This window comes from Variovorax sp. Soil_C_12 (assembly GCF_057657375.1).
The window spans coordinates 193,874-219,559 of the sequence record NZ_JBDGIO010000004.1 but is presented as its reverse complement, the minus strand read 5'-3'; the positions used below and the strand labels follow the sequence as shown (position 1 = coordinate 219,559).

Annotated in this window: 24 protein-coding genes and 1 other RNA gene; 15 read left to right on the top strand and 10 right to left on the bottom strand. The window is 69.6% G+C overall.

All coding sequences use genetic code 11. The features are described from left to right. Positions 1-21: 21 nt before the first annotated feature. Both AC3A6X_RS13325 and AC3A6X_RS13320 read right to left on the bottom strand, forming a co-directional pair. On the bottom strand, positions 22-1,263 hold the full coding sequence (locus tag AC3A6X_RS13325; RefSeq protein ID WP_487842616.1) for a Rieske 2Fe-2S domain-containing protein: 1,242 nt from the start codon (positions 1,261-1,263) through the stop codon (positions 22-24). Between the two features lie 10 nt (positions 1,264-1,273). Continuing rightward, positions 1,274-2,242: a Bug family tripartite tricarboxylate transporter substrate binding protein gene (locus AC3A6X_RS13320; protein ID WP_487842615.1), complete on the bottom strand. Its 969-nt coding sequence runs from the start codon at positions 2,240-2,242 to the stop codon at positions 1,274-1,276. A gap of 85 nt (positions 2,243-2,327) precedes the next feature. On the opposite strand from AC3A6X_RS13320, the gene AC3A6X_RS13315 reads away from it, so the two are divergent. After that, the gene (locus tag AC3A6X_RS13315) at positions 2,328-3,128 is read left to right on the top strand and encodes an IclR family transcriptional regulator domain-containing protein (protein WP_487842614.1); all 801 of its coding nucleotides are present in this window, start codon (positions 2,328-2,330) and stop codon (positions 3,126-3,128) included. A gap of 173 nt (positions 3,129-3,301) precedes the next feature. After that, positions 3,302-4,177: a protease HtpX gene (htpX, locus tag AC3A6X_RS13310; RefSeq protein WP_487842613.1), complete on the top strand. Its 876-nt coding sequence runs from the start codon at positions 3,302-3,304 to the stop codon at positions 4,175-4,177. A 26-nt stretch (positions 4,178-4,203) separates the two neighbouring features. Here htpX and AC3A6X_RS13305 read toward each other — a convergent pair whose 3' ends face one another. After that, the gene (locus AC3A6X_RS13305) at positions 4,204-5,016 is read right to left on the bottom strand and encodes a class I SAM-dependent methyltransferase (protein ID WP_487842612.1); all 813 of its coding nucleotides are present in this window, start codon (positions 5,014-5,016) and stop codon (positions 4,204-4,206) included. Positions 5,017-5,215: 199 nt separating this feature from the next. Next, positions 5,216-6,859 (bottom strand): NAD(P)/FAD-dependent oxidoreductase, encoded by a 1,644-nt coding sequence (locus AC3A6X_RS13300; RefSeq protein ID WP_487842611.1) that lies wholly within the window; start codon positions 6,857-6,859, stop codon positions 5,216-5,218. A 261-nt stretch (positions 6,860-7,120) separates the two neighbouring features. Between AC3A6X_RS13300 and AC3A6X_RS13295 the strand changes: the two genes are divergently transcribed. Then, a complete protein-coding gene (locus AC3A6X_RS13295; RefSeq protein WP_487842610.1) occupies positions 7,121-7,387 on the top strand; it encodes a ribbon-helix-helix protein, CopG family in 267 nt (88 codons plus the stop codon). Then, positions 7,362-7,784: a type II toxin-antitoxin system VapC family toxin gene (locus AC3A6X_RS13290; RefSeq protein ID WP_487842609.1), complete on the top strand. Its 423-nt coding sequence runs from the start codon at positions 7,362-7,364 to the stop codon at positions 7,782-7,784. Before AC3A6X_RS13295 ends, AC3A6X_RS13290 begins: the two co-directional genes overlap by 26 nt. Before the next feature lie 3 nt (positions 7,785-7,787). On the opposite strand, the gene cysK is transcribed toward AC3A6X_RS13290, so the two are convergent. Next, entirely contained in the window at positions 7,788-8,711 is a 924-nt protein-coding gene (gene cysK / locus AC3A6X_RS13285; protein WP_487842608.1) for a cysteine synthase A, read from the bottom strand. A 104-nt stretch (positions 8,712-8,815) separates the two neighbouring features. On the opposite strand from cysK, the gene rnpB reads away from it, so the two are divergent. After that, an RNA gene (gene rnpB, locus AC3A6X_RS13280) (RNase P RNA component class A) lies at positions 8,816-9,142 on the top strand. A gap of 10 nt (positions 9,143-9,152) precedes the next feature. Here the strand turns inward: rnpB and AC3A6X_RS13275 are convergent. After that, positions 9,153-9,965 carry a methyltransferase domain-containing protein gene (locus AC3A6X_RS13275; RefSeq protein WP_487842607.1) on the bottom strand — a complete coding sequence of 271 codons (813 nt, stop codon included), beginning with the start codon at positions 9,963-9,965 and terminating at the stop codon, positions 9,153-9,155. Positions 9,966-10,011: 46 nt separating this feature from the next. Here AC3A6X_RS13275 and AC3A6X_RS13270 point away from each other — a divergent pair, with 46 nt between their 5' ends. Continuing rightward, positions 10,012-11,040 carry an AraC family transcriptional regulator gene (locus AC3A6X_RS13270; protein ID WP_487842606.1) on the top strand — a complete coding sequence of 343 codons (1,029 nt, stop codon included), beginning with the start codon at positions 10,012-10,014 and terminating at the stop codon, positions 11,038-11,040. Positions 11,041-11,047: 7 nt separating this feature from the next. On the opposite strand, the gene AC3A6X_RS13265 is transcribed toward AC3A6X_RS13270, so the two are convergent. After that, on the bottom strand, positions 11,048-11,755 hold the full coding sequence (locus AC3A6X_RS13265; protein ID WP_487842605.1) for an RNA pseudouridine synthase: 708 nt from the start codon (positions 11,753-11,755) through the stop codon (positions 11,048-11,050). After that, positions 11,752-13,419: an MBL fold metallo-hydrolase gene (locus AC3A6X_RS13260; RefSeq protein WP_487842604.1), complete on the bottom strand. Its 1,668-nt coding sequence runs from the start codon at positions 13,417-13,419 to the stop codon at positions 11,752-11,754. Before AC3A6X_RS13260 ends, AC3A6X_RS13265 begins: the two co-directional genes overlap by 4 nt. Before the next feature lie 133 nt (positions 13,420-13,552). On the opposite strand from AC3A6X_RS13260, the gene AC3A6X_RS13255 reads away from it, so the two are divergent. Next, on the top strand, positions 13,553-14,545 hold the full coding sequence (locus AC3A6X_RS13255; RefSeq protein WP_487842603.1) for a Bug family tripartite tricarboxylate transporter substrate binding protein: 993 nt from the start codon (positions 13,553-13,555) through the stop codon (positions 14,543-14,545). 98 nt (positions 14,546-14,643) lie between these two features. Here AC3A6X_RS13255 and AC3A6X_RS13250 read toward each other — a convergent pair whose 3' ends face one another. After that, the gene (locus tag AC3A6X_RS13250; RefSeq protein WP_487842602.1) at positions 14,644-15,135 is read right to left on the bottom strand and encodes a tetratricopeptide repeat protein; all 492 of its coding nucleotides are present in this window, start codon (positions 15,133-15,135) and stop codon (positions 14,644-14,646) included. Positions 15,136-15,302: 167 nt separating this feature from the next. Here AC3A6X_RS13250 and AC3A6X_RS13245 point away from each other — a divergent pair, with 167 nt between their 5' ends. The 6 genes from AC3A6X_RS13245 (at position 15,303) to corA (ending at position 22,170) form a co-directional block, all read left to right on the top strand. Then, complete coding sequence (locus AC3A6X_RS13245; protein ID WP_487842601.1) at positions 15,303-16,553, top strand: thiamine pyrophosphate-dependent enzyme; 1,251 nt, start codon at positions 15,303-15,305, stop codon at positions 16,551-16,553. 4 nt (positions 16,554-16,557) lie between these two features. Next, the gene (locus AC3A6X_RS13240; RefSeq protein WP_106558569.1) at positions 16,558-17,571 is read left to right on the top strand and encodes an alpha-ketoacid dehydrogenase subunit beta; all 1,014 of its coding nucleotides are present in this window, start codon (positions 16,558-16,560) and stop codon (positions 17,569-17,571) included. A gap of 4 nt (positions 17,572-17,575) precedes the next feature. Beyond that, complete coding sequence (locus AC3A6X_RS13235) at positions 17,576-18,880, top strand: dihydrolipoamide acetyltransferase family protein (RefSeq protein ID WP_487842600.1); 1,305 nt, start codon at positions 17,576-17,578, stop codon at positions 18,878-18,880. 78 nt (positions 18,881-18,958) lie between these two features. Further along, positions 18,959-20,329, top strand: coding sequence for an NfeD family protein (locus AC3A6X_RS13230; RefSeq protein WP_487842599.1), 1,371 nt, complete (start codon positions 18,959-18,961; stop codon positions 20,327-20,329). A 2-nt stretch (positions 20,330-20,331) separates the two neighbouring features. Further along, entirely contained in the window at positions 20,332-21,108 is a 777-nt protein-coding gene (locus tag AC3A6X_RS13225) for a slipin family protein (RefSeq protein ID WP_487842598.1), read from the top strand. A gap of 84 nt (positions 21,109-21,192) precedes the next feature. After that, complete coding sequence (gene corA / locus AC3A6X_RS13220; protein WP_487842597.1) at positions 21,193-22,170, top strand: magnesium/cobalt transporter CorA; 978 nt, start codon at positions 21,193-21,195, stop codon at positions 22,168-22,170. Between the two features lie 7 nt (positions 22,171-22,177). Here the strand turns inward: corA and AC3A6X_RS13215 are convergent, their stop codons facing one another. Beyond that, positions 22,178-22,945 carry a GntR family transcriptional regulator gene (locus AC3A6X_RS13215; protein WP_487842596.1) on the bottom strand — a complete coding sequence of 256 codons (768 nt, stop codon included), beginning with the start codon at positions 22,943-22,945 and terminating at the stop codon, positions 22,178-22,180. 178 nt (positions 22,946-23,123) lie between these two features. Between AC3A6X_RS13215 and AC3A6X_RS13210 the strand changes: the two genes are divergently transcribed. Further along, positions 23,124-24,332: an amidohydrolase family protein gene (locus AC3A6X_RS13210; RefSeq protein ID WP_487842595.1), complete on the top strand. Its 1,209-nt coding sequence runs from the start codon at positions 23,124-23,126 to the stop codon at positions 24,330-24,332. Between the two features lie 8 nt (positions 24,333-24,340). Continuing rightward, positions 24,341-25,612, top strand: a complete 1,272-nt coding sequence (locus AC3A6X_RS13205) for a cyanate transporter (protein ID WP_487842594.1) — start codon at positions 24,341-24,343, stop codon at positions 25,610-25,612. The last annotated feature ends 74 nt before the right edge of the window (positions 25,613-25,686 follow it).

The window sequence follows — 25,686 nt, the reverse complement described above, 5'->3', positions numbered from 1 at the left end:
TGTCTCTCTTGTCGCGTGGGTTCAGGCGCCCATGTGCTGGCGATAGGCTTTCCAGAAGCCGCGCACCGAGGCCTCGGTGGCGCGGCCTTCGCTCGACTCGGCGCCGTCGCCGCCCATCTCGACCACCGCCTCCTGGTCGTGCGCGCCCGCGATGCCGCGCTGCACGAAGCCGCCCACGGCGCCGTCCTCCATCGAGATGAAGCCGGCGGGCCCGATCAGGTTCGACTGCTTCAGGCGCACGCGGCGCTGCTCCGGCGTGTCGTCGGCATAGCCCAGGTAGGTCCAGTTGAGCTCGGTGCGCGCCACGCCCTTGGGCAGCACCTGGCGCACCGCCAGGCAGTTCTGGATCTGCTGCAGCACGAAGCCGGGGAAGACCGAGAGGATCTGCAACGTCACGCCGTCCTCGTATTCCTTGAAGCCGGCGAGCAGGCTCGGGTCCTTCAGGCGATAGCGGTCGTTGTCGGAGCGCAGCGCCTGTTCCTTGTACGAGGCGTCCTTCTCCGCGGCCGGATCGATCATCGAGTAGCTCACGTGATGGCCGCCGCTCTCGTCGACGATCACGCCGCCCTTCTGCGACAGGCGGTTGAGCTCGAAGGTGGTGAAGAACAGGTGCAGCAGGCTCGCGTGGTAGCTGTCCTTCACGTTCTCCACGTAGAGCTTCCAGTTGTTGGGCAGCGCCTGTGTGAAGCGGCCGATGACCTCCACCGGCTTGTGCAGCACGCGCTCGATGCGCGCGCAGATCTCCTCGCCCAGGTAGTCCTCGATGCCGGGCACGTCCTCGCTGAAGCTGCCGAAGACCAGCCCGCAAAAGGTGGCGATGCGCAGCTTGCGCGGGCCGTGCGCCTCCTTGCAGAAATCCGGCGGCATGCCGCCCTGGCCCTTGACGCCCTTCTCGAAGGCCACGCCGGTCAGGTCGCCCTGGCGGTTGTAGCTCCAGGCGTGGTAGACGCACTGGAAGTTCTCGGCCCGGCCGGACTTCTCCAGCGCGATCAGCGCGCCCCGGTGGGCGCAGCGGTTCTCGAAGGCGTAGATCTCGCCGTCTTCATCACGTACCACCACCACCGGCGTCTCGCCGGCGAAGGTGGTGCGGTAGCTGCCGGCATCGGGCAGTTCGGCCTCGAGGCACAGGTAGTTCCAGACCTCGCCGCGGAAGATGCGGGCCTGCTCGTCGGACGCGGTCTGCGCGTCGCTGTAGAGCGCGAAGGGGATGCGCGTGAGGCCGGGGCCGGCCCAGTGGATGGGTTGGGATGCGATGTCGTTCATGTTCGTGATGTCAGTCGAGGCTGACCTTGGCGCTCTTGATGACCTTGTTCCATTTCGCGGACTCGGCCTGCAGGAACTTGCCGGTGCGCTCGCTGTCCCAGCCGCGCGGCTCGGCGCCCTGCTCGGCGAACTTCTGCTTCACGTCGGGCAATGCCAGCGCATCGGCGATGGCCTTCTGCGCGCCGGCGACCTTGTCCGCGGGCGTGCCGGGCGGCGCCACCACCGCGAACCAGGTCACGGCGTTCATGGCGGGCAGCTTCTGCTCGGCGAAGGTGGGCACCTCGGGCAGGGCGTGCGAGCGCTGCTCGTCGGCCACGCCCAGGATGCGCAGCTTGCCGGCCTGGTGGAAGGGCAGCGAGGAGCTCAGGTTGTCGAAGAACACGTCGATCTGGCCGCCCACCAGGTCCACCAGCGCGGGCGCCGTGCCCTTGTACGGGATGTGGACCATCTCGACGCCGGTCAGCTGCATGAACAGGCTGGCCGTCAGGTGCGAGGTGGTGCCGTTGCCCTGCGAGCCGTAGCTCAGCTTGCCGGGGTTGGCCTTGGCGTAGGCGATGAACTCCTGCACGTTCTTCACCGGCAGCTTGGGGCTGACCACCAGCACGTTGGGCACCGTCGCGAGCACCGTGACGGGCACCCATTTCGCGGGATCGAAGGAGAGCTTCTTGTAGAGGTGCTGGTTGATCGCGATCGGCGCCGGCGGCGAGACCAGCAGGGTGTTGCCGTCGGGCTCCGAACGGAACACCAGCTCGGCGCCGATGTTGCCGCCCGCGCCGGTGCGGTTGTCGATCAGCACGCCGCCGGGATACTGCGCGCGCAGCTTCTCGGCCACCACGCGCGGCAGGATGTCGGCGGTGCCGCCGGCCGGGAAGGGCACGACGAGCTTCAGCGCTTGCGGGCTTTGCGCCGAGGCGGGGCCGAGCAGGCAGGCGCCGGCCAGGCAGGCGGCGCAGAGGCGCCGCGCGAAGGAATTCAGCATGGGGGTCTTGTCTCCGTCATAGACGTTCATCGGGGTAGGGGAAGTGTGCGGCCCAGGGGCGTCACGAACAAGCTAGATTTGCGCTATGCGCAAAAACGAAGCCGCTTCCCCGGGAAGCGTGGACCCGTCCGACAAGAATTTCGTCGCCTCGCTACAGAAGGGGCTGGAGGTGCTGACCTGCTTCGGGCGCCAGCACGGCCGGCTCACCGTGTCGGAGGTGGCGCGGCTGACCGGCTGCTCGCCGGCCTCGGCGCGGCGCTCGCTGCTGACCCTGCAGGCGCTGGGCTATCTCGACAGCGACGGCAAGCGCTTCTGGATGCTGCCCAAGGCGCTCCTGGTGGCGCATGCCTACCTGGCCTCGCGGGCCACGCCCTCGCTGGCGCAGCCGCTGCTCGACGCGCTGTCGGAGCGCACGCGCGAGTCGGCCTCGCTGGGCAAGCTCTTGGGCGACGACGCGATCATCATCGCCCGCTCCACCGCGCGGCGCAGCCTCAGCACGGGGTTGGGCATCGGCTCGCGCCTGCCGGCGTATTGCTCGGCGTTGGGGCGCGTGCTGCTCGCGAGCCTGCCGCCGGCGGAGGCCGAGCGGCGCGTGCGCGCGATGCCGCGGCAGCCGCTCACCGCGCGCACCGTGTACGAGCTGAAGCCGGTGCTGGCCTTGCTCGCACGCTGCCGCGAGGAGGGCTACGCCGGCAACGACGGCGAGCTCGAGCTGGGCGTGCGCTCCATGGCCGTGCCGGTGTACGACCGCAGCGGCACGATGGTGGCTGCCATGAGCATCGCGGTGCGCGCCGAGCGCATGAGCTTCGTCGAATTCCGCGACGCCTTCCTGCCCGCGCTGCGCAAGGCCAGCGCCACGCTGGCGGGCCGGCTTTATCCCGAGTGAGCGTAGTGGCGTGTTCCGGACGTGCGAACTTTGCTCCTATGATCGATCCGAGGCCTGGCGCCGCAGGGCAGAACCACCACAACGATCCGCCGTGCGGCGCTTGAAACCCCCTCGCCGGGCCTCATTTGCTCGCCACGGCGAGCACTTCGCCTGAATCCCACGGAGAAATCAGCTTGAAACGCATCCTTCTGTTTGTCCTGACCAACGTGATGGTGGTCGCGGTGCTGGGCGTCGTCGCCAGCCTGCTCGGCGTCAACCGCTACCTCACCGCCAACGGGCTCAACCTGACGGCCCTGCTGGGCTTCGCGCTGGTGATGGGCTTCGGCGGCGCGATCATCTCGCTGCTCATCAGCAAGCCCATGGCCAAGTGGTCGGCCGGCGTGCGCATCATCAACGAGCCGCAGTCGCCCGACGAGGCCTGGATCGTGCAGACCGTGCGCAAGTTCGCCGACAAGGCCGGCATCGGCATGCCCGAGGTCGGCATCTTCGAGGGCGACCCCAACGCCTTCGCCACCGGCGCCTTCAAGAACTCGTCGCTGGTGGCCGTGTCCACCGGCCTGCTCGCCAACATGACGCGCGAGGAGGTCGAGGCCGTGATCGGCCACGAGGTGGCGCACGTGGCCAACGGCGACATGGTGACGATGACGCTGATCCAGGGCGTGATGAACACCTTCGTGGTTTTCCTCTCGCGCGTGATCGGCTATGCGGTCGACAGCTTCCTGCGCCGCGGCGACGACCGTTCGTCCGGCCCCGGCATCGGCTACATGATCACCACCGTGGTGCTCGACATCGTGCTGGGCTTCGCGGCCGCGATCGTGGTGGCCTGGTTCTCGCGCCAGCGCGAGTTCCGCGCCGACGCCGGCGCGGCCCAGCTGATGGGCCGCAAGCAGCCGATGGTGAATGCGCTGGCTCGCCTGGGCGGCCTGACGCCCGGCGAGCTGCCGAAGGCGGTGGAAGCCATGGGCATCACGGGCAGCATCGGCAAGCTGTTTGCCACGCACCCGCCCATCGAGGAGCGCATCGCGGCCCTGCAGAACGCCCAGGGCTGATTGCCGACCCTTGCGCCGGGCCTTCGCTATCCCGCCGCCACGATCACATGCGCCTGAATCTTGCCGGCCACCGGGCCTTCACCATGGCGGCTGGCGATCGCCTCCGTCGCGCGGTCCGTCGCGAGTTGAAGCAAGCTGGCGTCGCGCGCCTCGATCTCGTTGCGCAGCGGCGTCCCCTGGCAATAGGCGGTGGCGGCGTCGCGTGCCGAAGCCGCGCGGCTCACCTTCTCGCTCGTCTCGATCTCGATGTCGGCGAACCCTGCGCGGCTTAATTCCTCGCGGATCAGTGCGGTGTCGTGATAGCCGTGCGGCGTGCGGGCGAGGAATCGCGGAGGGTCGTGCGGAAACACCGCGGCGACGGCGTTGGTGACCTCGTCGGCAAAGGCGTTCTTTTCGATGCGGTCCCAGACATTGAAGACAAATCGCCCGCCTGGCCTCAGCACGCGACGCGCCTCGGCGTAGCCGGCGATCCGGTCGGGGAAAAACATCGCGCCGAACTGGCAGCAAACGACGTCGAACGAGGCATCTTCGAACGGCAGGTCGAGCGCATCCGCCTGCCGCCATTCGATGCGGCTATCGGGCCCCTGCCGGGTGGCGGCATAGTCGAGCATGGGTTGGTTGAGGTCGGTCACCACATAGGACGCGTCGGCGCTGAGCTTTGGCGCAAGCGCCCGCGTGACCACGCCGCTGCCGGCCGCCGTTTCAAGCACCGAGCCGGGCGAGGAGGCAGCGGCAAGCGTCGCCAGGTCGCCGGCATAGGCCTCGAAGATCAGGGGGACCATCAGCGTGTCGTAGAACTTCGGGATCGAGCCCGCGAAGACCTTGTCGCTCTCGGCCATGAGACCTCCTTGAACGCGCTGAACGGCGCACGTGACCGCCCATTCCTCAGCGGGCCAAGCCTCTCCAACGAGTCCGCCGCCTGGTCGGGCATGGGTGGCGATGCACGATGGTGGCCGAGCATGCCACTCTCGTCAACGTCGCGCCCGCAGTGTCTTGACGCTCGCCGAGCAGGCGAACGACGTCGAGATGATCACCCGGTCAAGAATCGTCGACGATTCCGCGCGCCACCGCCTCTGCGACCTTGATGCCGTCTACGCCCGCCGAGAGGATGCCGCCCGCGTAGCTCGCACCTTCGCCCGCGGGATAGAGCCCGCGCACATTGAGGCTCTGGAAATCCTCGCCGCGCGTAATCCTGATCGGCGATGACGTGCGCGTCTCGACGCCGGTCAGCACCGCGTCGTGCAGGTCGAAGCCCTTGATCTTGCGTCCGAAAGCAGGAAAGGCTTCGCGCATGGCCTCGATGGCATAGGCGGGCAGGGCGGCATGCAGGTCGCCCGGCGTCACGCCCGGCTTGTACGAGGGCTCGACGCTGCCCAGCGCGCTCGAGGGCTTGCCGGCCACGAAGTCGCCGACCAGCTGGCCCGGCGCGCGGTAGTCGCCGCCGCCGAGCACGAAGGCGTTGGACTCCAGCGCGCGCTGCAGCGCGATGCCTGCCAGGGGCGATCCGGTGCGGCCGTCTTCCCAGCCGGGGTAGTCGTGCGGATCGATGCCCACCACGATGCCCGCGTTGGCGTTGCGCTCGTTGCGCGAGTACTGGCTCATGCCGTTGGTGACGACGCGGCCGGGCTCGCTGGTGGCCGCGACCACCGTGCCGCCCGGGCACATGCAGAAGCTGTAGACCGAGCGGCCGTTGCTCGCGTGGTGCACCAGCTTGTAGTCGGCCGCGCCCAGCAGCGGATGGCCGGCATGCCGGCCCCAGCGCGCGCGGTCGATCAGGCCCTGCGGATGCTCGACGCGAAAGCCGATCGAGAAGGGCTTGGCCTCGATGTGTACCCCGCGCGCATGCAGCATCTCGAAGCTGTCGCGCGCGCTGTGGCCCAGCGCCATCACGACATGGTCGGTGCGCAGCTCGCTGCTGGTGCCGGTGCGCTGGTCGAGCACGGTGAGGCCGCGCAGATGCCCGTTCTCGATGTGCACGTCGGTCACGCGCTGCTCGAAGCGAACCTCGCCGCCCAGGGCGACGATCTGCTCGCGGATGTTCTCCACCACCTTCACCAGCTTGAAGGTGCCGATGTGCGGATGGGCGACATAGAGGATCTCCGGCGGCGCGCCGGCCTTGACGAATTCCTCCATCACCTGGCGGCCGAGGAAGCGCGGATCCTTGATCTGGCTGTAGAGCTTGCCGTCGGAGAAGGTGCCGGCGCCGCCTTCGCCGAACTGCACGTTCGACTCGGGGTCTAGCACGCTCTTGCGCCACAGGCCCCAGGTGTCCTTGGTGCGCTGGCGCACGGTCTTGCCGCGCTCCAGCACGATGGGCTTGAAGCCCATCTGCGCCAGCAGCAGTGCGCAGAAGATGCCGCAGGGGCCGAAGCCCACGACCACCGGGCGCTGCGAGCTCTCGCCGGCGCGCACGGGCAGGCGGTAGGCCATGTCGGGCGCAGGCTGCACATGCGGGCGGCCGGCATGCTTTGCCAGCACCGAGGCCTCGGCCTGTGCATCGGCCAGGTCTACGTCGACGATGTAGACCGTGAGCAGCTCGGCCTTGCGCGCATCGAAGCTGCGCTTGAAGACGGTGTGCGAAGCGATGTCGCCGGGCGCGATGCCCAGCGTGGACGCGACCAGCGCGGGCAGCGCCTCGGGCGCATGGTCGAGGGGGAGTTTGAGTTCGGAGACGCGGATCATGGCGGGCGGCCCGTGGTGATCGGGCAGGTGGCGCTTGAGGGGCTGCGATTGTAATTTCCGCGGCGCAGGAGCCGCTACCTGGTCTTTCGGGTGGGGCGATTCCAAGTGTTCGGTGCTGCGGCCTTCCTCGACAAGCCATGCCCGAAACTCCGCGATCGCTGCGTAGTTGTTCTCCTGTCTGGATCAGGGCAGAGCAGCGCGCCAGGCAAGTGGCGCAACGGGCGTCGCCTGTAATACACTTCTGTATTACAGGAGTGATCCATGACTTTGTCCATCCGATTGCCCGCCGAAGACGAAACCCTGCTGGAGCGTGCCGCTGCCGCGCTACATATCAGCAAGTCGGAGTTCATCCGGCGCAGTATTGCCGCCTATGCCGGCAAGGTGGTCCCCGCGGAAAAGGCAGCGGCCGAGATCGATGCGCTCTACATCGGCAAGGGCGGCGGGCTGCGCAAGCCGGAGAGCGTGACCCACCCTGGCAAGCGAGCCATTCTGGAGCGACTGCGTGAGAAGCACGGATACGCTCGCTGACACGGGTTTCCTGGTCGCTCTTTTCAATGACAGCGACTCTCACCATGCAAGCGCCGCCGGCATGTTGCATCAGCTGGCAGGTCGCCGCCTCTATACCGTTTGGGAGGTGCTCACCGAGGCCGGCCATCTGCTTGATGACGCCGGCTGGCTCAATCTGCTGCGTTGGGCGGCTGCCGGACGATTGACGGTCCTGGCCAGCGATCCGGCGGATCTGTCCGAGATCGCCGATTTCACCGAGCGCTATGCCGATGGCGGAGCGGATCTGGCGGACGTAGCGCTGGTCTTTGCCGCCGACCGTACCAGCATCTACAACGTGCTGACCGTCGATCGCAAGGATTTCGACCGCTATCGCAGCCCCCTCGGCAAGCGACTCAAGCGCCTCTGGCTGAAGGACTGAAGCTCAGGCGGCCGGCAGGAACCCCTCCACCGACAGATACCGCTCCCCCGTGTCGTAGTTGAACCCCAGCACCACCGCATCGCGCGCCAGCTCCGGCAGCTTCTGCGCGATCGCGGTGAGGGTGGCGCCGGAGGAGATGCCGACGAGCATGCCTTCCTCGGCGGCGCAGCGCCGCGCCATCTCGCGTGCCGGCTCGGCGTCGACCTGGATCACGCCGTCGAGCAGCTCCGTGTCGAGGTTCTTCGGGATGAAGCCGGCGCCGATGCCCTGGATCGGATGCGGCGAGGGCGCGCCGCCCGAGATCACGGGTGAGGCCACCGGCTCCACCGCGAAGACCTTCAGCTTGGGCCACTTCTTCTTCAGCACCTGCGCGCAACCCGTGATGTGACCGCCGGTGCCCACGCCCGTGATCAGCGCATCGATGCCTTCGGGGAAATCCGCCGCGATCTCCTCGGCCGTGGTGCGCGCATGGACCTCGACGTTGGCGGGGTTGTCGAACTGCTGCGGCATCCAGGCGCCGGGCGTGCCGGCCAGGATCTCCTCGGCGCGCGCGATGCAGCCCTTCATGCCCTTCTCGCGCGGCGTCAGGTCGAAGCTGGCGCCGTAGGCCAGCATCAGGCGCCGGCGCTCGACCGACATGCTGTCGGGCATCACAAGGACCAGCTTGTAGCCCTTGACCGCCGCGACCATCGCCAGACCGATGCCGGTGTTGCCCGAGGTGGGCTCGACGATAGTGCCGCCGGGCTTCAGCGCGCCGGAGCGCTCGGCGTCCTCCACCATCGACAGCGCGATGCGGTCCTTGATGGAGCCGCCCGGGTTGGCGCGCTCGCACTTGATCCACACCTCTTGCGTCGCATGGCCGAACAGGCGCTGGATGCGCACGTGCGGCGTGCCGCCGATGGTCTGCAGGATGTTCTGGGCTTTCATTCGATCTCCTTGGGATGGTTGGTCCACTGCGGACGAGCCGGGAAAACGGCCATTCTGGAGGAGTCGGGGCGGACCTGTCCCGGGGCGAAGATAATCACGCCCGTGAAGCGCGCCGGACCGCCGCTGGTGCAAGTCCCGAAAGGGCGCACTGGAGGAAAGTCCGGACTGCACAGGACAGCGCAGGAGCTAACGGCTCTCCACCGCGAGGTGAGGATCAGAGCAACAGAGACGAGTCGGCCGGGGCAACCCGGTCGGGTGAAACGGGCAATCTCTGCGCGCAGCAACACCAAGTAGGCCAGCGTCGATGTGGTTCCGCAGAGCTGGCGGGTAGGTGGCACCGAGCCGCTTGGCGACAAGCGGCCCAGAGTAATGGCGGTCACGTTGGGGGAAACTCCAACGCACAGAATCCGGCTTACAGGCGCGCTTCACACTTTTCTTGCTTCATCGCTTCTGCGCGGTGATCAGCAGCGCCGGCATCGCGAACGCGACCCTGTCGCCGGCCTCGACGAAGGGACTGAACGCTTCCTGCGCCTCGCGCCGCAGGCGCTCGAACTGGTCGTCGTCGAGCAAGCCGCCGAGCGTCCACACGCAGGCGCGCTCGGTCGACACCAGGGCATCGATCGAATCGAAACGCACCGTGCCCTCGTGTTGCGCGACGCTCGCCTGGTCGATGCCTGCTTCGTTGCACAAGGCCTGCAGCGTGGCAACGTCGCCCAGCACGAAGGGCGCACGGAAGGCATCGCCGACGCGCCGGCCGAACAGCCGGTCGAGCAGCGCGGCCAGCGCCGCATAGCCCGGTGAGCGCTCGAGCGCATCGCACACCGCCACGGCAAGACGGCCGCCGGGCCGCAGCACGCGCTGCATCTCGCGCAGTGCAGCCACGCGGTCGTCGAAGAACATCAGGCCGAACTGGCTCACGACCGCGTCGAAGCTCGCGCCGGCGAAGGGCAGCGATTCGGCTCGGCCCTCGTGCCATTCGATCTCGGGATGCTGGCGCCGGGCGACCGCCAGCATCTCGGGATTGATGTCCAGCCCGAGCACCGCGCCGCCGGGCGAGACGCGCCCGGCGGCCGCCACCGTCAGCGCGCCGGTGCCGCAGGCCACGTCGAGCAATCGCTGGCCCGGCCCGATGTGCGCGGCCTCGCAAAGCACCGGTCCCCAGTGTCGGAACAGCGCCGGGACGAATTGCGTGTCGTACACCTCGGCCGGCGAGCGCGGGGCGTCTTCGGTGGGCGGCGTGAAGATCTTGCTCATGGGATTCCTCTTCGGTGCAATCGCTGCGTGTAGCATCGGCCAGGCCATGAGCGCGAACCATGACCCGGCGTCCGGATCGCTTGCTGCGGCGTCCGGCTTCGACGTCCTGTCCGACGTGCTGCGCTGCGTGCGCCTCACCGGCTCCATGCTGTTTCTCGTCGATGCGCATTCGCCCTGGATGTCATGGGCGCCCAGGGCGGATGCGTTCCGCCGTGTCGCGCTGCCCGACTCGCAGCACCTGGTCTCCTACCACGTGGTCACGCAAGGCGGCTGCTGGGCGGGACTGCGCGATGCGCAGCCCGAGCGCTTCCAAACCGGGGACGTGCTGGTCGTGCCCCACGGCGACGCCTACTTCCTCGCCGATTCGCCCGACACACCCGCCGCCTACGGCCCCGAGGAAGCGGTCGATTTCTTCCGCAGCATGGCGGCCGGCGAAATGCCCTCGGTCGTGAGCGAAGGCGGGGAGCGCGCCGAGCGGGCGCAGTTCATCTGCGGCTTCCTCGGCTGCGACCGCAGGCCCCTCAACCCGGTGCTCGATGCGCTGCCGGCGATGATCCATCTGCGCAGCGCGACGCGGCCGGACGATCGCATGGGCCATCTGATCGCGTTCGCGCTGTGCGAGTTGCGCGAGCCTTCGTCCGGCGGCCGGGGCGTGCGGCTGCGCCTGGCCGAGTTGATGTTCGTCGAGGTGGTGCGCCGCTACCTCGACACGGTGGGCGATGCGCAAGCGGGCTGGCTGGCCGGGCTGCACGACCCGCTGGTCGCGCGCACGCTGGCGCTGCTGCACGCGTCGCCGGCCAGGCACTGGACGCTGGAGGCGCTCGCCGCGCAGGCCGGCAGCTCGCGTTCGGTGCTGGCGGAGCGCTTCACGCATTTCGTCGGCAAGGCGCCGATGCAGTACCTCATGCAATGGCGCATGCAGCTGGCAAGCCGCCTGCTCGCCGAGCCCGGCGCGAGGAAGGTTGCTGCGGTCGCGGAGGCCGTCGGCTACGAGTCGGAGGCGGCGTTCAGCCGGGCGTTCAAGAAATGCGTCGGCGTGGCGCCTTCGGCGTGGCGAATGCGTGGGGCGGAATGAAGAGGATTCAGAAGCGCTCGTGCGGCAGCAAATAGCGCCATTGGCCCGCCAGCAGCCCCGAGAGCGCGACGCGGCCGATGCGCAGCCGCCGGATGCCCAGCAGCCTCAGGCCGGCGGCCTGGCATTGCTGCGCGATCTGCCCCGGTTGCCAGCCCTTGACGGCGAAGCGCAGGCCGGTGTGCCCTTCGGCCTGCTGGCTCACGCTGACGCGCGCCGGCGCCCGGTCCAGCCGCGCCAGCGCCTCCGGCCCGACCGGGCCGGCCACGTCGACGATCAGCTCGTGCTCCAGCAGCGCCGCGTCCTCGTGCAGCTTGCGCTCGATGCGCCATTCCTGCGTGAAGACGACCAGGCCGCTGGCCGCCGTCTCCAGCGGCGACATGCAGCGCTGCGCCGCCACGTGGCGCGGCAGGAAGCGCAACCCCGCGCGCTCGGGCGCGTGATGGTTCGCGGGCACCAGCAGGCGATGCGCCTGCTCGATCGCGGTGCCGGCCGGCTTGTGCAGCAGCAGCGTGACGGGCACCACGGGCTCGGGCCGCGCGCCGGCCTCGATCTCGACCTGCTGGTGCGGCTGCACGCGCAACTGCGGCAGCAGAGCCGGCTCGCCGTCGACGCGGACCGCGCCGTTCTCGATCAGCAGCTCGGCCTCGCGCCGCGAGCAGCCGGCCAATGCGGCCACGCGCTTGGCCAGGCGGATGCCTTCGTCGGATTCGTTCATTGCGGCGCGCGCTGTCGAATGCGCTCGATGTGCGCCGCGAGCGAGCGCGCGGCCACCGGCCACAGGCGCTGCGGCACGTCGTCGTAAGCGAGCGGCAGCCAGTCCTCGGGCGTGCCCTGCGGAAGCTGCTGCATCGCTGCGGCGATCTTGGCCTCGCGCTTCAGGCGGTGCGCCTTCAGGTGGGCGATGGCGGCGCGCGCCTCGCCCAGCACGTAGCCGTGCGCCGGCAGGATGAAGCGGATGCCGCCCTCTTCGCAGACGGCGTCGAGCCGGTCGAGCGAATCGAGGTAGGCGTTCATGTTGCCGTCGGGCGGATCGACCACCGTGGTGCTGCCGTTGAGCACATGGTCGCCGGAGAAGAGCAGGCCGTCTTCCTCCAGCACCAGGCACAGGTGGTTGGCCGCATGGCCGGGCGTGTGCACCGCGCGCAGCGTGTGCGTCGTGCCCTGGCCGTCCTGCAGCACCAGGCGCTCGCCGTCCTGCAGCACGCGCTCGGGCACGAAGTGGGAGTGCGGACGCGCGGTCGGCGCCGAGGCCAGGCCGAGGATGGGGGGCTTCGAGGCTGCCGTGCTGCACATCGCCTGCAGCGGCGCCGCGCCCGGCGAATGGTCGGGGTGCGAATGGGTGCAGACGATCAGGCGGATGTCGCCGCCGGTGGCCTGGTACAGCCGCTGCAGGTGTGCGGCATCGTTGGGCCCCGGGTCGATCACGATGCAGCCCGTGGCCGCATCGCCCACGATGTAGCTGTTGGTGCCGGGGCCGGTCATGGCGCCGGGGTTGGGCGCCGTGAGGCGACGCAGGTTCTTCAGCAGCGCCACAGGGGCCTCGGTTTGCCAGCCGAGCTCGTGCACGATCTGGCCGTCGGGACAGACCAGGGCCAGCTCGCCGAAGGGCGACTCGTGCTCCATGTAGCGCGCTTCCTTGCCGCGCAGCAGGCCGGCGCGCGGGCAACTGGTCCACAGCGGCCCTTCGCCGCCGTGGCGGTTGGCGCAGGCCTCGAGCACCGCGTCGACCGTCGCGTAGGCGGCCAGCCGCTCCAGCGTTCGCAGCGTCGGGAAGATCATGAAGAAGCCGCCGGCCTGGTGCCGCGCCAGCGCGTCGGCCGGCCGCACCCAGCAAGGCTCGAACTGCTCGGCCTCGTCGGCCGTGGGCGTCTGGCCCTCGGGCACGCGCGCGACCAGGAAGGGCACGTCGAAGCGCTTGGGCAGGTCGCGGTCGGTGATCCAATGGGCGAGGGTGTAGACCTGGTCGGTCGCCAGAAGCAGGCCGTGCGCAGCGCACTGGTCTACCAGCGCGATCGCCGAGGTGGTGCTGCGGTCCATGGCCGTGACCACAGCCGGGTCGACCGGGCGGCCGTCCGGATGCCGGGCGAGCAGCACGCCGAGCTCCTCGAAGCATTCGCGCACCGCGGCGACCGATTGGGTGAGCTGCAGATCGCTCTGCGTGGGCCGGCGCGTTGCCACGGCCTGGGCCACGGCGTCCGCTTCCTCGATGCGCCCGCCCGGAAACACGTAGGCGCCGGGCGCGAAGCTGGCGCTGGCGGAACGCCGCGTCATCAGCACCTCGAGGCCTTCGGGCGTGTCGCGCAGGAGCAGCACGGTGGCGGCGGGCAGCACGGCGGCGGGCTCGCGCGGCGGATGGAGTTGTTGCGTGGGGCGGACCATGGGCCGTCATTATCGGGAGGCGGGAGGCGGGCTGCACGATGGCATGGTTGCTGCTGCATAAGCTTCGATGCCATTGCGAATGAGGCGCGCGCCAAAATGCGCTCTCGCTCCCTCTCTGCTTTCAAGGACCGCCATGCCCGCTTCTCTTTTCCGCCGCCCGTTCCTTGCCTTCGCCGGCCTCGCGCTCGCGGCGCCGCTGGCCTGGGCCCAGGCTGACTGGCCGCAGCAGCCGGTCACGCTGATCATGGGCTTCCCGGCCGGCTCCGGCGTGGACGTGGTGGCCCGCACCATCCAGGAGCCGCTCTCGCAGAAGCTGGGCCAGCCGGTGGTGATCGACTACAAGTCCGGCGCCGCCGGCAACATCGCCAGCGAGTACGTCGCGCGCGCCAAGGCGGACGGCTACACCCTGGCCTTCGGCACCGCCGCCACCCACGGCAGCAACGCCGCCCTCTACAAGAAGCTGAGCTTCGACGTGGAGGCCGACTTCGTGCCCGTGGCGCCGGTGCTGGACGTCTCGAACGTGCTCACCATCAACCCGGACGTGATCGACGTGAAGACGCTCAAGGAATTCGTCGATCTGGTCAAGGCGAACCCCGGCAAGTACAACTACGCCTCCACCGGCAACGGCGCCGGCACCCACATGGCCTTTGCCGAGTTCAACTCGCGCCTGGGCCTGGACATGATCCACGTGCCCTACAAGGGCGGGCCGGAGGCCATCGCCTCGGTGGTGCGCGGCGAGACCTGCTGCATCATGAACCAGGTGCAGACCGTGCTGCCGCAGTACAAGGCAGGCAAGGTGCGGCTGCTGGGCGTGACCACCGCCAAGCCGGTGGCGGCCGTGCGGGAGGTGCCGACCATCGCCTCCAGCGGCATCGCGGGCACGCAGGGCTTCGACAGCTCGATCTGGTTCGGCGTGTTCGCGCCCAAGGGCACCGATGCGCGCATCGTCGACAAGCTCAACACCGCCATCCGCAGCGTGCTGGAGCAGCCCGAGATCCGCGAGAAGTTCGAAGGGCAGGGCAATACGGTGCGCATCGAGACGCCGGCGCAGTTCAAGCAGACGGTTCACGCCAACCGGGTGAAGTGGGCGGAGGTGGCGAAGGCGGCGAAGGTGAGCATCGACTAGAGACGTACTCGACGGGCGCGCGTACTCGAAGGCCCGGTGCCCTCACCCCACCCTTCTCCCGGACGGAGAGGGAGCAAGGCAGCCGCGCCCGAACAGACTTACCCGCCGACCCGCGAGCGCTTGAACTTCTCGATCTTCTCCTTGAGTTCCGTGTACTGCTCGCAGGGGAACCAGCAGAGCTTGTCGAGCGCCTTCAGGTGCTTCTCGGCGCCCTCGAGCTGGCCGACCTGCAGATAGGCCTCGCCCACGTACTCGTGCGCATCGCGGTGCCGGGGGTTGAGCTCCAGCGCCTTCTCGTAGTGCTGGAAGGACTTGTCCATCTGGCCCATGTGGCGATAGGCGAAGCCCAGCAGGTTCCAGGCGTCGGCATTCTTGGGCTCGGTGCGGATCGCCTTGTCGAGGTGCCCGACGGCCTCGGACCATTGCTCGGCCTTGACGGCAGTCTGGCCGGCGCGGTAGTCGGGGTCCAGTTGCTGGACCGAGGAGCCGCCGCCTCCACCACCCCCACCACCTCCGTTGCCCGCAGGCCACGCCGGCAGGCTGAAGCCGGCGAGACAGGCCAGCGTCGCCAGGAAGATCTTCTTGCGCATGATGAGTGCTCCTGCTGAGTGCTCCCCCGCTCGCTCCAACAAGGCATTCGAGTCCTCGGCCCGCCGGGTGTCAATGGAGACTTCGCGCACTTGCCCGGCTGCGCAGACACGCGAATTTCGTTAGGCTGTGCCTTGCAAGCCACAACAACGAGCTCGGAGACAAAACGATGAGCCAGGGCGCTTCCCCTCTTCGCCTGCATGTGCCGGAGCCCACCGGGCGGCCGGGCCACGAGACCGACTTCTCCTACCTGCATCTCTCGCGTGCCGGCGAGGTGCGGCGGCCGCCGGTCGAGGCCGCGCCGGCCGACACCAGCGACCTGGCCTACACGCTGGTGCGGGTGCTCGACGAGGAGGGCCGGGCGGTCGGCCCCTGGGTGCCCGAGGCCGATGCCGCGCTGCTGCGCCGCGGGCTGATCGCGATGATGAAGACGCGCATCTTCGACGCCCGCATGCTGATCGCGCAGCGGCAGAAGAAGATCTCCTTCTACATGCAGTGCCTGGGCGAGGAAGCCATCGCCACCGGCCATGCGCTGACGCTCGTGCAGGGCGACATGTGCTTTCCCACCTACCGCCAGCAGGGCCTGCTGCTCGCGCGCGACGACGTGCCGATGGTGGACATGATCTGCGAGCTGATGTCCAACGAGCGCGACCCGCTCAAGGGGCGTCAGTTGCCGGTGTGCTATTCGATGAAGCGCGCCGGCTTCTTCTCGATCTCGGGCAACCTGGCCACGCAGTTCATCCAGGCGGTGGGCTGGGGCATGGCCTCGGCCATCAAGGGCGACACGCGCATCGCCTCGGCCTGGATCGGCGACGGTGCCACCGCCGAATCCGACTTCCACACCGCGCTGACCTTCGCGCACGTGTACCGCGCGCCGGTGATCCTCAACGTGGTCAACAACCAGTGGGCGATCTCCACCTTCCAGGCCATCGCGGGCGGCGAGGCCACCACTTTCGCCGCGCGCGGCGTCGGCTGCGGCATCGCCTCGCTGCGCGTGGACGGCAACGACTTCCTGGCCGTGCTGGCGGCCTCGCGCTGGGCAGCCGAGCGCGCGCGCGGCAACCTGGGGCCGACGCTCATCGAATGGATCACCTACCGGGCGGGCGCGCATTCCACCTCGGACGACCCCTCGCGCTACCGGCCGGCCGACGACTGGCAGCACTTCCCGCTCGGCGATCCGATCGCGCGGCTGGCGCAGCACCTGCGGGGCATCGGCGCCTGGTCGGAGGAAGAGCACCAGAACACGCAGTCGGAGCTCGAAGCCCAGGTGAGCGCGGCGATGAAGGAGGCCGAGCGCTACGGCTCGCTGGCCGACGGCCATCTGTTCGGCCCGGCGGCGATGTTCGAGGATGTCTACCAGACCATGCCGGCGCATCTGCAGGAACAGCGGCGCCAGCTCGCGCAGTTCCAGAAGGGTTGAAGCCATGCCCGCCATGACCATGATCCAGGCGCTGCGCTCGGCCATGGACCTGATGCTTGCGCGTGACGACAACGTCGTGATCTACGGCCAGGACGTAGGCTACTTCGGCGGCGTGTTCCGCGTCACCGAGGGCCTGCAGGCCAAGTACGGCCGCTCGCGCGTGTTCGACGCGCCGATCTCCGAGGGCGGCATCGTCGGCTCGGCCATCGGCATGGGCGCCTACGGCCTGCGGCCGGTGGTGGAGGTGCAGTTCGCCGACTACTTCTATCCGGCCTACGACCAGATCGTGTCGGAGGCGGCGCGCCTGCGCTACCGCTCGGCCGGCGACTTCTTCGCGCCCATCACCATCCGCATGCCCTGTGGCGGCGGCATCTACGGCGGGCAGACGCACAGCCAGAGCCCCGAGGTGCTGTTCACCCACGTGTGCGGGCTGCGCACGGTGATGCCCTCGAACCCGCGCGATGCCAAGGGCCTGCTGATTGCCTCGATCGAGAACGACGATCCGGTCATCTTCCTGGAGCCCAAGCGCCTCTACAACGGCCCCTTCGACGGCCACCACGACCAGCCGCTGGTGCCCTGGTCCCAGCATCCGCTGGGTGAGGTGCCCGAGGGCTACTACACCGTGCCGCTGGAGTCGGCCACGGTGTTCCGGCCTGGCAGCGCGCTCACGGCCATCACCTACGGCACGATGGTGTTCGTCTGCGAGGCGGCGGCGCGCGAGACCGGCATCGACGTCGAGATCATCGACCTGCGCAGCCTGTGGCCGCTGGACCTGCCCACGCTGGTCGCCTCGGTGAAGAAGACCGGCCGCTGCGCGATCGTGCATGAGGCCACGCGCACCAGCGGCTTCGGCGCCGAGCTGACGGCGCTGGTGCAGGAGCATTGCTTCTACCACCTCGAGGCGCCGATCGAGCGCGTGGCGGGCTGGGACACGCCCTACCCGCATGCGCAGGAGTGGGCCTACTTCCCCGGTCCGGCGCGCGTCGGCGCCGCCTTCCGGCGCGTGATGGAGGACTGAGCCCATGGGCGAGCTTGCGATCAAGGTGCCGGACATCGGCGAAGGCATCGCCGAGGTGGAGCTGGTCGCCTGGTGGGTCCAGCCGGGCGAGACCGTGGCGGAAGACCAGGTGCTGGCCGATGTGATGACCGACAAGGCCACCGTCGAGCTGCCCTCGCCGGTCGCCGGCAAGGTGCTCTCGCTGGGCGGTACGGTGGGACAGCTGATCGCCGTGGGTGCGGAGCTGATTCGCATCGAGGTGGAAGGGGGCGGCAACGTGGAGGTGCCCGGCACGCAGACGGCCGGGCCGACGCTGGCTCCTACACCGGCACCGGCACCGGCACCACCGCCAGCATCACCGCCAGCACCAGCACCAGCACCAGCACCAGCACCAGCGCGCGCGCCCGCCGCTTCAGCCGTCGAGCCCGCCCAGCCGGGCGAGCGCCCCATCGCCTCGCCCGCCGTGCGGCGCCGCGCGTGGGAGCTCGGCATCGATCTGCGGCAAATACCCGCCAGCGGCACCGCCGGCCGCATCGTGCAGGCCGACCTCGACGCCTGGCAAGCCCGTCATCCCGGCGCACAGCGTGAGTCGCAGTCGCCCCAGGCGAGCGCACCGCGCGGCGTCGAGCGCCACGACGAAGAGGCCGTGCCCATCACCGGCGTGCGCCGCCGCATCGCGCAGCGCACCCAGGAGTCGGCGCGCCGCATCCCGCATTTCACCTACGTCGAGGAGGTCGACGTCAGCGACGTGGAGCGCCTGCGCGCGCAGCTCAACGAACGGTGGGAGGGCGAGCGCCCGCACCTGACGCTGCTGCCTCTGCTGGTGCGCGCCCTGGTGCTGGCGGTGCAGCGCTATCCGCAGGCCAACGCCCGCTTCGACGACGAGGCCGGCGTGCTCACGCGCCACGGCGCCGTGCACGTGGGCATCGCCACCGAGACCGAGGCGGGCCTGATGGTGCCGGTGCTGCGGCATGCCGAGGCGCGCGACCCGTGGTCCAGTGCGGCCGAGATCGCCCGCCTGGCCGCTGCCGCGCGCGCCGGCCATGCCACGCGCGACGAGCTGAGCGGCTCGACCATCACCATCACCAGCCTGGGTGCCCTGGGCGGCATCGCCTCCACGCCGATCATCAACCTGCCCGAGGTGGCGATCGTGGGCGTCAACCGCATCGTGCTGCGGCCGGTCATGCGTGACGGCGCGATGCTGCCCCGCAGCATGATGAACCTGTCCTGCTCTTTCGATCATCGCGTCATCGACGGCCAGTACGCGGCCGGGTTCGTGCAGGCGGTGCGGGCCTCGCTGGAGTCTCCAGCCCTGCTTTTTGTCGATTAGCAGCGGGTTTGCGAGCGTGTGACATCCATGCCGCCGACTCCTAGAATCCGCCGCATGAGGTCCGCCAGAGCATGGTTGATGGGACTGGTCCTCCTGGCTTTTGCGACAGCAGCGGCCAGCGCTGAAGCCGTGTCTCCCGCGGCGCCGCCCGCCGCCCCCGCAACCCGCATCGTGGTCCTGATGCAGCTCAACGGCGCCATCGGACCCGCCTCCGCCGACTATGTGCGCCGCGGTCTCGCCCTCGCTGCCCAGAAGGGCGCGCGCCTCGCGGTGCTGCAGATCGACACGCCCGGCGGGCTCGATGCCTCCATGCGCAGCATCGTCAAGGACATCCTCGCTTCCCCCGTGCCGGTCGCGACCTTCGTGGCGCCCGGCGGCGCGCGTGCCGCCAGCGCCGGCACCTACATCCTCTACGCCAGCCACATCGCGGCGATGGCGCCCGCCTCCAACCTGGGCGCCGCGACGCCGGTGGCAATCGGCATGCCGACGCCGGGCCGGCCGGATGCGAAACCCGGCGGCAAGAACGAGAAGGAACCCGCGCCCGATGCGATGACCGCCAAGCGCCTCTCCGACGCCTCGGCCTACATCCGCAGCCTCGCGCAGCTGCGCCATCGCAATGCCGAGTGGGCCGAGCAGGCGGTGCGCGAGTCGGTCAGCCTGTCGGCGCAGGAGGCGCTGCAGAAGCGGGTGGTCAACATCGTCGCGCAAGACGTGGCCGACCTGCTGATGCAGGTCAACGGCCGCGACGTGGAGATGGACCGCGGCACCGTGCGCCTCGCCACGCAGCGCGCGCAGCTGCTGGTGTTCGAGGCCGACTGGCGCAGCCGCCTGCTGTCGGTGATCACCGAGCCCAGCCTGGCGCTGATCCTGCTGATGATCGGCATCTACGGCCTGCTGTTCGAGTTCTCCAGCCCCGGCTTCGTGCTGCCCGGCGTGGTGGGCGCGATCTGCCTGACGCTGGCGCTCTTCGGCCTGCAGATGCTGCCGGTCAACTACGCGGGCCTGGCGCTGATCCTGCTGGGCGTGGCCTTCCTGGTCGCCGAGGCTTTCCTGCCCAGCTTCGGCGTGCTGGGGCTGGGCGGCATCGCCGCCTTCGCCTTCGGCGCCGTGCTGCTGATCAACAACGACGCCCCAGGCTTCGGCGTGCCGCTGTGGGTGGTCGCGCTGAGCAGTGCCGTCTCGGCGCTCTTCATCATCGTGGTCGCCGGCATGGCCGCCAAGGCGAGGCATCGCCCGGTGGTCAGCGGCGTCACGACCCTGGTGGGCACCACGGGCGAGCTGGTCGAGTTCGCCGACGGCGAGGGCTGGGCCCAGATCCAGGGCGACTACTGGCGCGTGACCGGCACGGGCGACTTGTACGCGGGCCGCCGCGTTCGCGTGAGCGGCGTGCAGGGCAGCGCGCTGCAGGTGGCGCCGGAAGGCCAGGAGTCGGCGGCCGCGAGGGCCTGACGATGTTCTTGAATCTCAGCGTCGCGCTCACCGTCCTGATCGTGGTGTTCGCGGTCCTGATCATCGCCGCCTCGCTGCGCATCCTGCGCGAGTACGAGCGCGGCGTGGTCTTCCAGCTCGGCCGCTTCTGGAAGGTCAAGGGCCCGGGGCTCGTGATCCTGATCCCCGGCATCCAGCAGATGGTGCGCGTCGGCCTGCGCGTGATGGTGCTGGACATCCCGAGCCAGGACGTGATCACGCGCGACAACGTTTCGGTGAAGGTGAACGCGGTGCTGTACTTCCGCGTGGTCGATGCCGAGAAGGCCATCATCCAGGTGGAGAAATACTTCGAGGCCACCAGCCAGCTCGCGCAGACCACGCTGCGCGCGGTGCTGGGCAAGCACGAGCTCGACGACCTGCTGGCCGAGCGCGAGCGCCTCAACCTCGACATTCAGAAGACGCTGGAGTCGCAGACCGACGCCTGGGGCATCAAGGTGACCAATGTCGAGATCAAGCACGTGGACCTCAACGACAACATGGTGCGCGCGATTGCGCGCCAGGCCGAGGCCGAGCGCGAGCGCAGGGCCAAGGTGATCCATGCGGAGGGCGAGCTGCAGGCCTCGGTCAAGCTGGCGGAGGCGGCCGAGATCCTGGCGCGCGAGCCGCAGGCGCTGCAGCTGCGCTACCTGGAGACACTGACGGTGATTGCGGCGGACAAGAACTCGACCATCATCTTTCCGTTGCCGCTGGATATCGTGGGGCCGCTGTTGCAGTGGCTGCGGAAGAAGCCTGAGGGTTGATCGAGGGGCCTGTCCAAGGCCTGCAACATCGGCGCGTGGCAAGATGCCGCGTCCTGTCCCCCCCCACCGCCCGGTTCCCCTCGCATGCTCATCAACTGCGTCGTCTACGAGAACGGCACCAAGCTGGCCGACATCCCCGTCTCCGAGATCAGCGACTACGTCTCGCTGCCCGGCTGCTTCGTCTGGGTCGCGCTGCGCGACCCCACGCCGGCGGAGCTGGCGGAGGTGCAGGAAGAGTTCGGCCTGCATCCGCTGGCGGTCGAGGATGCACAGCACGGCCACCAGCGGCCCAAGGTCGAGGAGTACGCTGACTCGCTGTTCGTGGTGATGCACCTGGTGGAGCCGGGCCGGGCCGAGACGCCCTCCGAGCTGTCCGTGGGCGAGCTCGACGTCTTCGTCGGCCGCAACTACGTGGTCTCGGTACGCAACCGCAGCGAGCATGGCTTCGTCGAGGTGCGCGAGCGCTGCGAGCGCGAGCCCGAGCTGCTGAAGAACGGCCCGGGCTTCGTGCTCTATGCGCTGATGGACGCGGTGGTCGACCGCTACTTCCCCGTCATCGACGCCTTCGAGGTCGAGCTCGAGACCATCGAGCAGCGCATCTTCACCAAGGGTTCGGCGCGCGAGAACATCAAGCAGCTCTACGAGCTCAAGCAGCGCCTCACGCTGCTCAAGCATGCCGTCGCACCGCTGCTCGAAGGCACCGGCAAGCTGCACGGCGGGCGCGTGCCGCAGATCTGCGCCGGCTCGCAGGACTACTTCCGCGACGTGGTCGACCACCTGGGCCGCATCAACAACACCATCGACTCGATGCGCGACACCATCGGCACCGCCATCAGCGTCAACCTCTCGATGGTCACGATCGAGGACAACGAGGTCACCAAGCGCTTCGCGGCCTGGGCGGCCATCTTCGCCGTGTGCACCGCCTTCGCCGGCATCTGGGGCATGAACTTCGAGCACATGCCGGAGCTGAAGTGGCGCTACGGCTACTGGGCCGCGCTGGGCCTGATCGCCAGCTTCTGCGGCTTCCTGTACTACCGTTTCCGGCGCGCGGGCTGGGTTTAGCGGCCGGTCACAACCCGCCAGTGGCGAACAGGCTGGCCAGGTCCGGCGCCTGCTGCGCGGCGCCGGCGCCGGCGATCACGCGCTGCTCCAGCTCGTCGAGGTGCGCCAGCGCCACGGCCAGCGCGCGCGCGAGCGAGGCGCCCGAGAGCGCCTCGATGATCTGCTCGTGCTCCCGCGGCGCGCAGCTCGCGGCCTCCGCGGAGTCGTAAAGGGCCTTGTAGAGCTCGGTGTTGGCGACCAGCCGCTGGAGATAGGACAGCAGTTCCTCGCTGCCCGTCATGCGCGCGAGCAGCAGGTGGAACTCGCCCGCCAGGCGGATCGCGTCCTCGCGCCGCCCTTCCTTGAAGGCGCGCTGCTCGGCCTGCACGTGCTTGCGCAGCGCAGCGCTCTGCTCGCGCGACAACTGCCCGAACAACGTCGTGACCACCCCCGCCTCGACGATGCGGCGCGCGCGGTAGATGCCGCGCATGTCCTCGATCGAGGGGTTGGGCACGAAGGCGCCGCGGTTGTGTTCCAGCACCAGCCTCTTTTCCATGCCCAGCCGTGCCAGCACCTTCCGGATGGCGCCGCGCGTGCAGCCCAGCGCCTCGGCCAGGGCCCGTTCGCGCAGCGGCGTGCCGGGGCGCAGCTTGCCGCTCAGCAGGGCTTTCGAGACGGCTGCGTAGACGCGCTCGTCCACGCTGGTGTCGGCGACGGGCGCCTCGGCCGGCACATCGCGCGCGGCGCGTGGCCTGGAGGCGGAAGATGCGGTGGACGTGCGGCTGCGGGCGGGCATGAAGGAGCGGGAAAAGGCGTGCCGGAAATGTTAACCGGCGTCCTCCCGTCGGGCGGCTTTGGCCGGGATTGACGAAGCGATGGTCAATCTTTACGATGCGCTTGGTTAACCAAAAATATAAAAATAGTTAACCAAGCTCTTGCCCCAGACCTCTTTCTTCTTTCTCTTCGGATCCGCCATGTCCCCGCCCCCGCTGCTGCTTCGCAATGTGCGCCCCCTGGGCGCCGCCGCCGTCGACCTGCTGGTGCAGGACGGCCGCATCGCCGCTCTCGGCCCTGCGCTCGAAGCCGCGGCGGGCTGCGTGGTGGAGGAGGGCGGCGGCGCCCTGCTGCTGCCCGGCCTGGTCGAGGGCCACACCCACCTGGACAAGACGCTGTGGGGCATGGACTGGTACCGCAACGAGGTCGGGCCGCGCCTGGTCGACCGCATCGACAACGAGCGCGCCTTCCGCCGGGCCAGCGGCCACGATGCGGCGACGCAGTCGCTGGCGCTGGCCAAGGCCTTCCTGGCGCTGGGGACCACGCGCCTGCGCACCCACGTGGACATCGACACCGAGGCCGGCTTGCGCCATCTCGAAGGCGTGCTGCGCACCCGCGATGCGATGCAGCAAGTGCAGCAGATCCAGATCGTGGCCTTTCCGCAGTCGGGCCTGCTTGGCCGCCCCGGCACGGCCGAACTGCTGGACCAGGCTCTGGCGCGGGGCGCCGACGTGCTGGGCGGCCTGGACCCGTGCGCGATCGATGGCGATCCGGTGCGTTCGCTGGATTTGCTCTTCGAGATCGCGCAGCGCCACGGCCGGCCGCTCGACATCCACCTGCACGAGCCCGGCGCGATGGGGGCCTTCTCGCTGGAACTCATCCTCGATCGCACGGCCGCGCTGGGCCTGCAGGGCCGGGTCGCGATCAGCCACGGCTTCTGCCTGGGCGATCTGCCCGAGCGCGAATGCGAGGCGCTGCTGGTGCGCATGGCGAAGCTGGGCGTGGCGCTGGTCACCAGCGCGCCGGCCGCGCGCGCCGTGCCGCCGCTTCTGGCCTGCCGGCGCGCCGGCGTCACGGTGCTGGGCGGCAACGACGGCATCCGCGACACCTGGTCGCCCTACGGCAGCCCCGACATGCTGGAGCGCGCGATGCTCATCGGCCTGCGCTACAACCTTCGACGCGACGACGAGCTCGCGGTCGCGCTCGACTGCGTGACCGAGGCGGGCGCGCGCGGCTGCGGCTTCGAGGCCTACGGTCTGGCGCCCGGCTGCCGCGCCGACCTGGTGCTGGTCGAGGCGCAGACCGTCGCGCAGGCCGTGGTCGCGCGGCCGCCGCGGCGGCTGGTGGTGTCGGGCGGGCGCATCGTGGCGCGCGAGGGTGCCTTGCTGCCCGGCGCGGTGGCGGCATGAGACATCCTGTGTCAACCCCCTACTGCGGCGAGGTGCAGCATGGCGCCCGCGCGCGCCAAGGTGCCGGCATCGGCTTCGCGCTGGTGATCGTGGCGGTCGCGCTCAATCTGCGCGCCTTCCTCACGGCAAGCAGTCCGCTGCTGGGCGAGATCCGCGCCGCCACCGGCCTCGATTTCCGCGATGCCGCGATGCTCACCGTGCTGCCGATGCTGGCCATGGGGCCGATGTCGCTGGCCGGCGTTGCGGTGGGCCGATGGCTCGGCGAGCGCGCCGCGCTGCTGCTGGGCCTGGCCGCCATCGCGCTGGCCTGCGCGAGCCGTGGTTTCTCTAGCGCGGCGGCGCTGCTCTTCGGCAGCGCCGCGCTCGCGGGCCTGGGCGTGGGGCTGGTGCAGGCGCTGATGCCCGCGATCATCAAGCGGGCCTACCCGGTCGGCATGGGCCTGGCCATGGGTCTTTATTCGGCCGCGCTCATGGGCGGCGGCGGGCTCGGCGCCCTGGGCGCGCCGTGGGTGGCGCGCCGGGCCGGCGACTGGCACGCGGGGCTGGCGATCTGGGCCTTGCCCGCGCTGGCGGCGTTGCTGGCCTGGATGCTGGCCGGCCGCGCCGCCTCGGCGCCGGCGAGCGCCGGACGCATGGGTGGCGGCTGGCTGCCGCAGTGCCTGCGCAGCCGGCGCGCCTGGCTGCTGGCCCTTTACTTCGGGCTTCTCAACGGCGGCTACACCAGCCTGGTCGCCTGGCTGCCGCCGGCCTTTGCGCAGCGGGGCTGGAGCAACCAGGAGGCGGGCGCGCTGCTCGCGCTGATGACCGCGGCGCAGGTGCTGGCGGCCCTCGTGATGCCGGCGCTGGCGCGCGGCCGGCGCGACCTGCGTCCCTGGCTCGCCGCACTGCTGCTGATGCAGATCGCCGGCTTCGGCGGCCTGCTTGCGGAACTGCCGGCGGCCGCGGGCGTGGTCGTGCTGCTGGGATTCGGCCTCGGCGGCGGCTTCTCGCTGTGCATGGTGCTTGCGCTCGATCACCGGCCCGACCCGGCGGAGGCCGGCGCGTTGGCCGCCTTCATGCAGTGCTTCGGCTTCATGATCGCTGCGCTGGCGCCTTTCGCCACCGGCTGGGTGCGCGCGATGAGCGGCGGGTTCGGCGCGGCCTGGGTGTACCTGGCGGTGGTGGCGTTGGCGCTGATTCCGATGACGGCTTGCTTTGCGCCTCGGCGCTATGGGCAGGCGACGCGAGGGCTCTTTGCTCGCGGTACGTCTTCGTGGACAGGCCCGGTGCCCTCACCCTAGCCCTCTCCCAGAGGGAGAGGGGACAAGACGGGGACACGCCCCGCTTGTTTCAACGCGCACTCCTGGTCTTACTC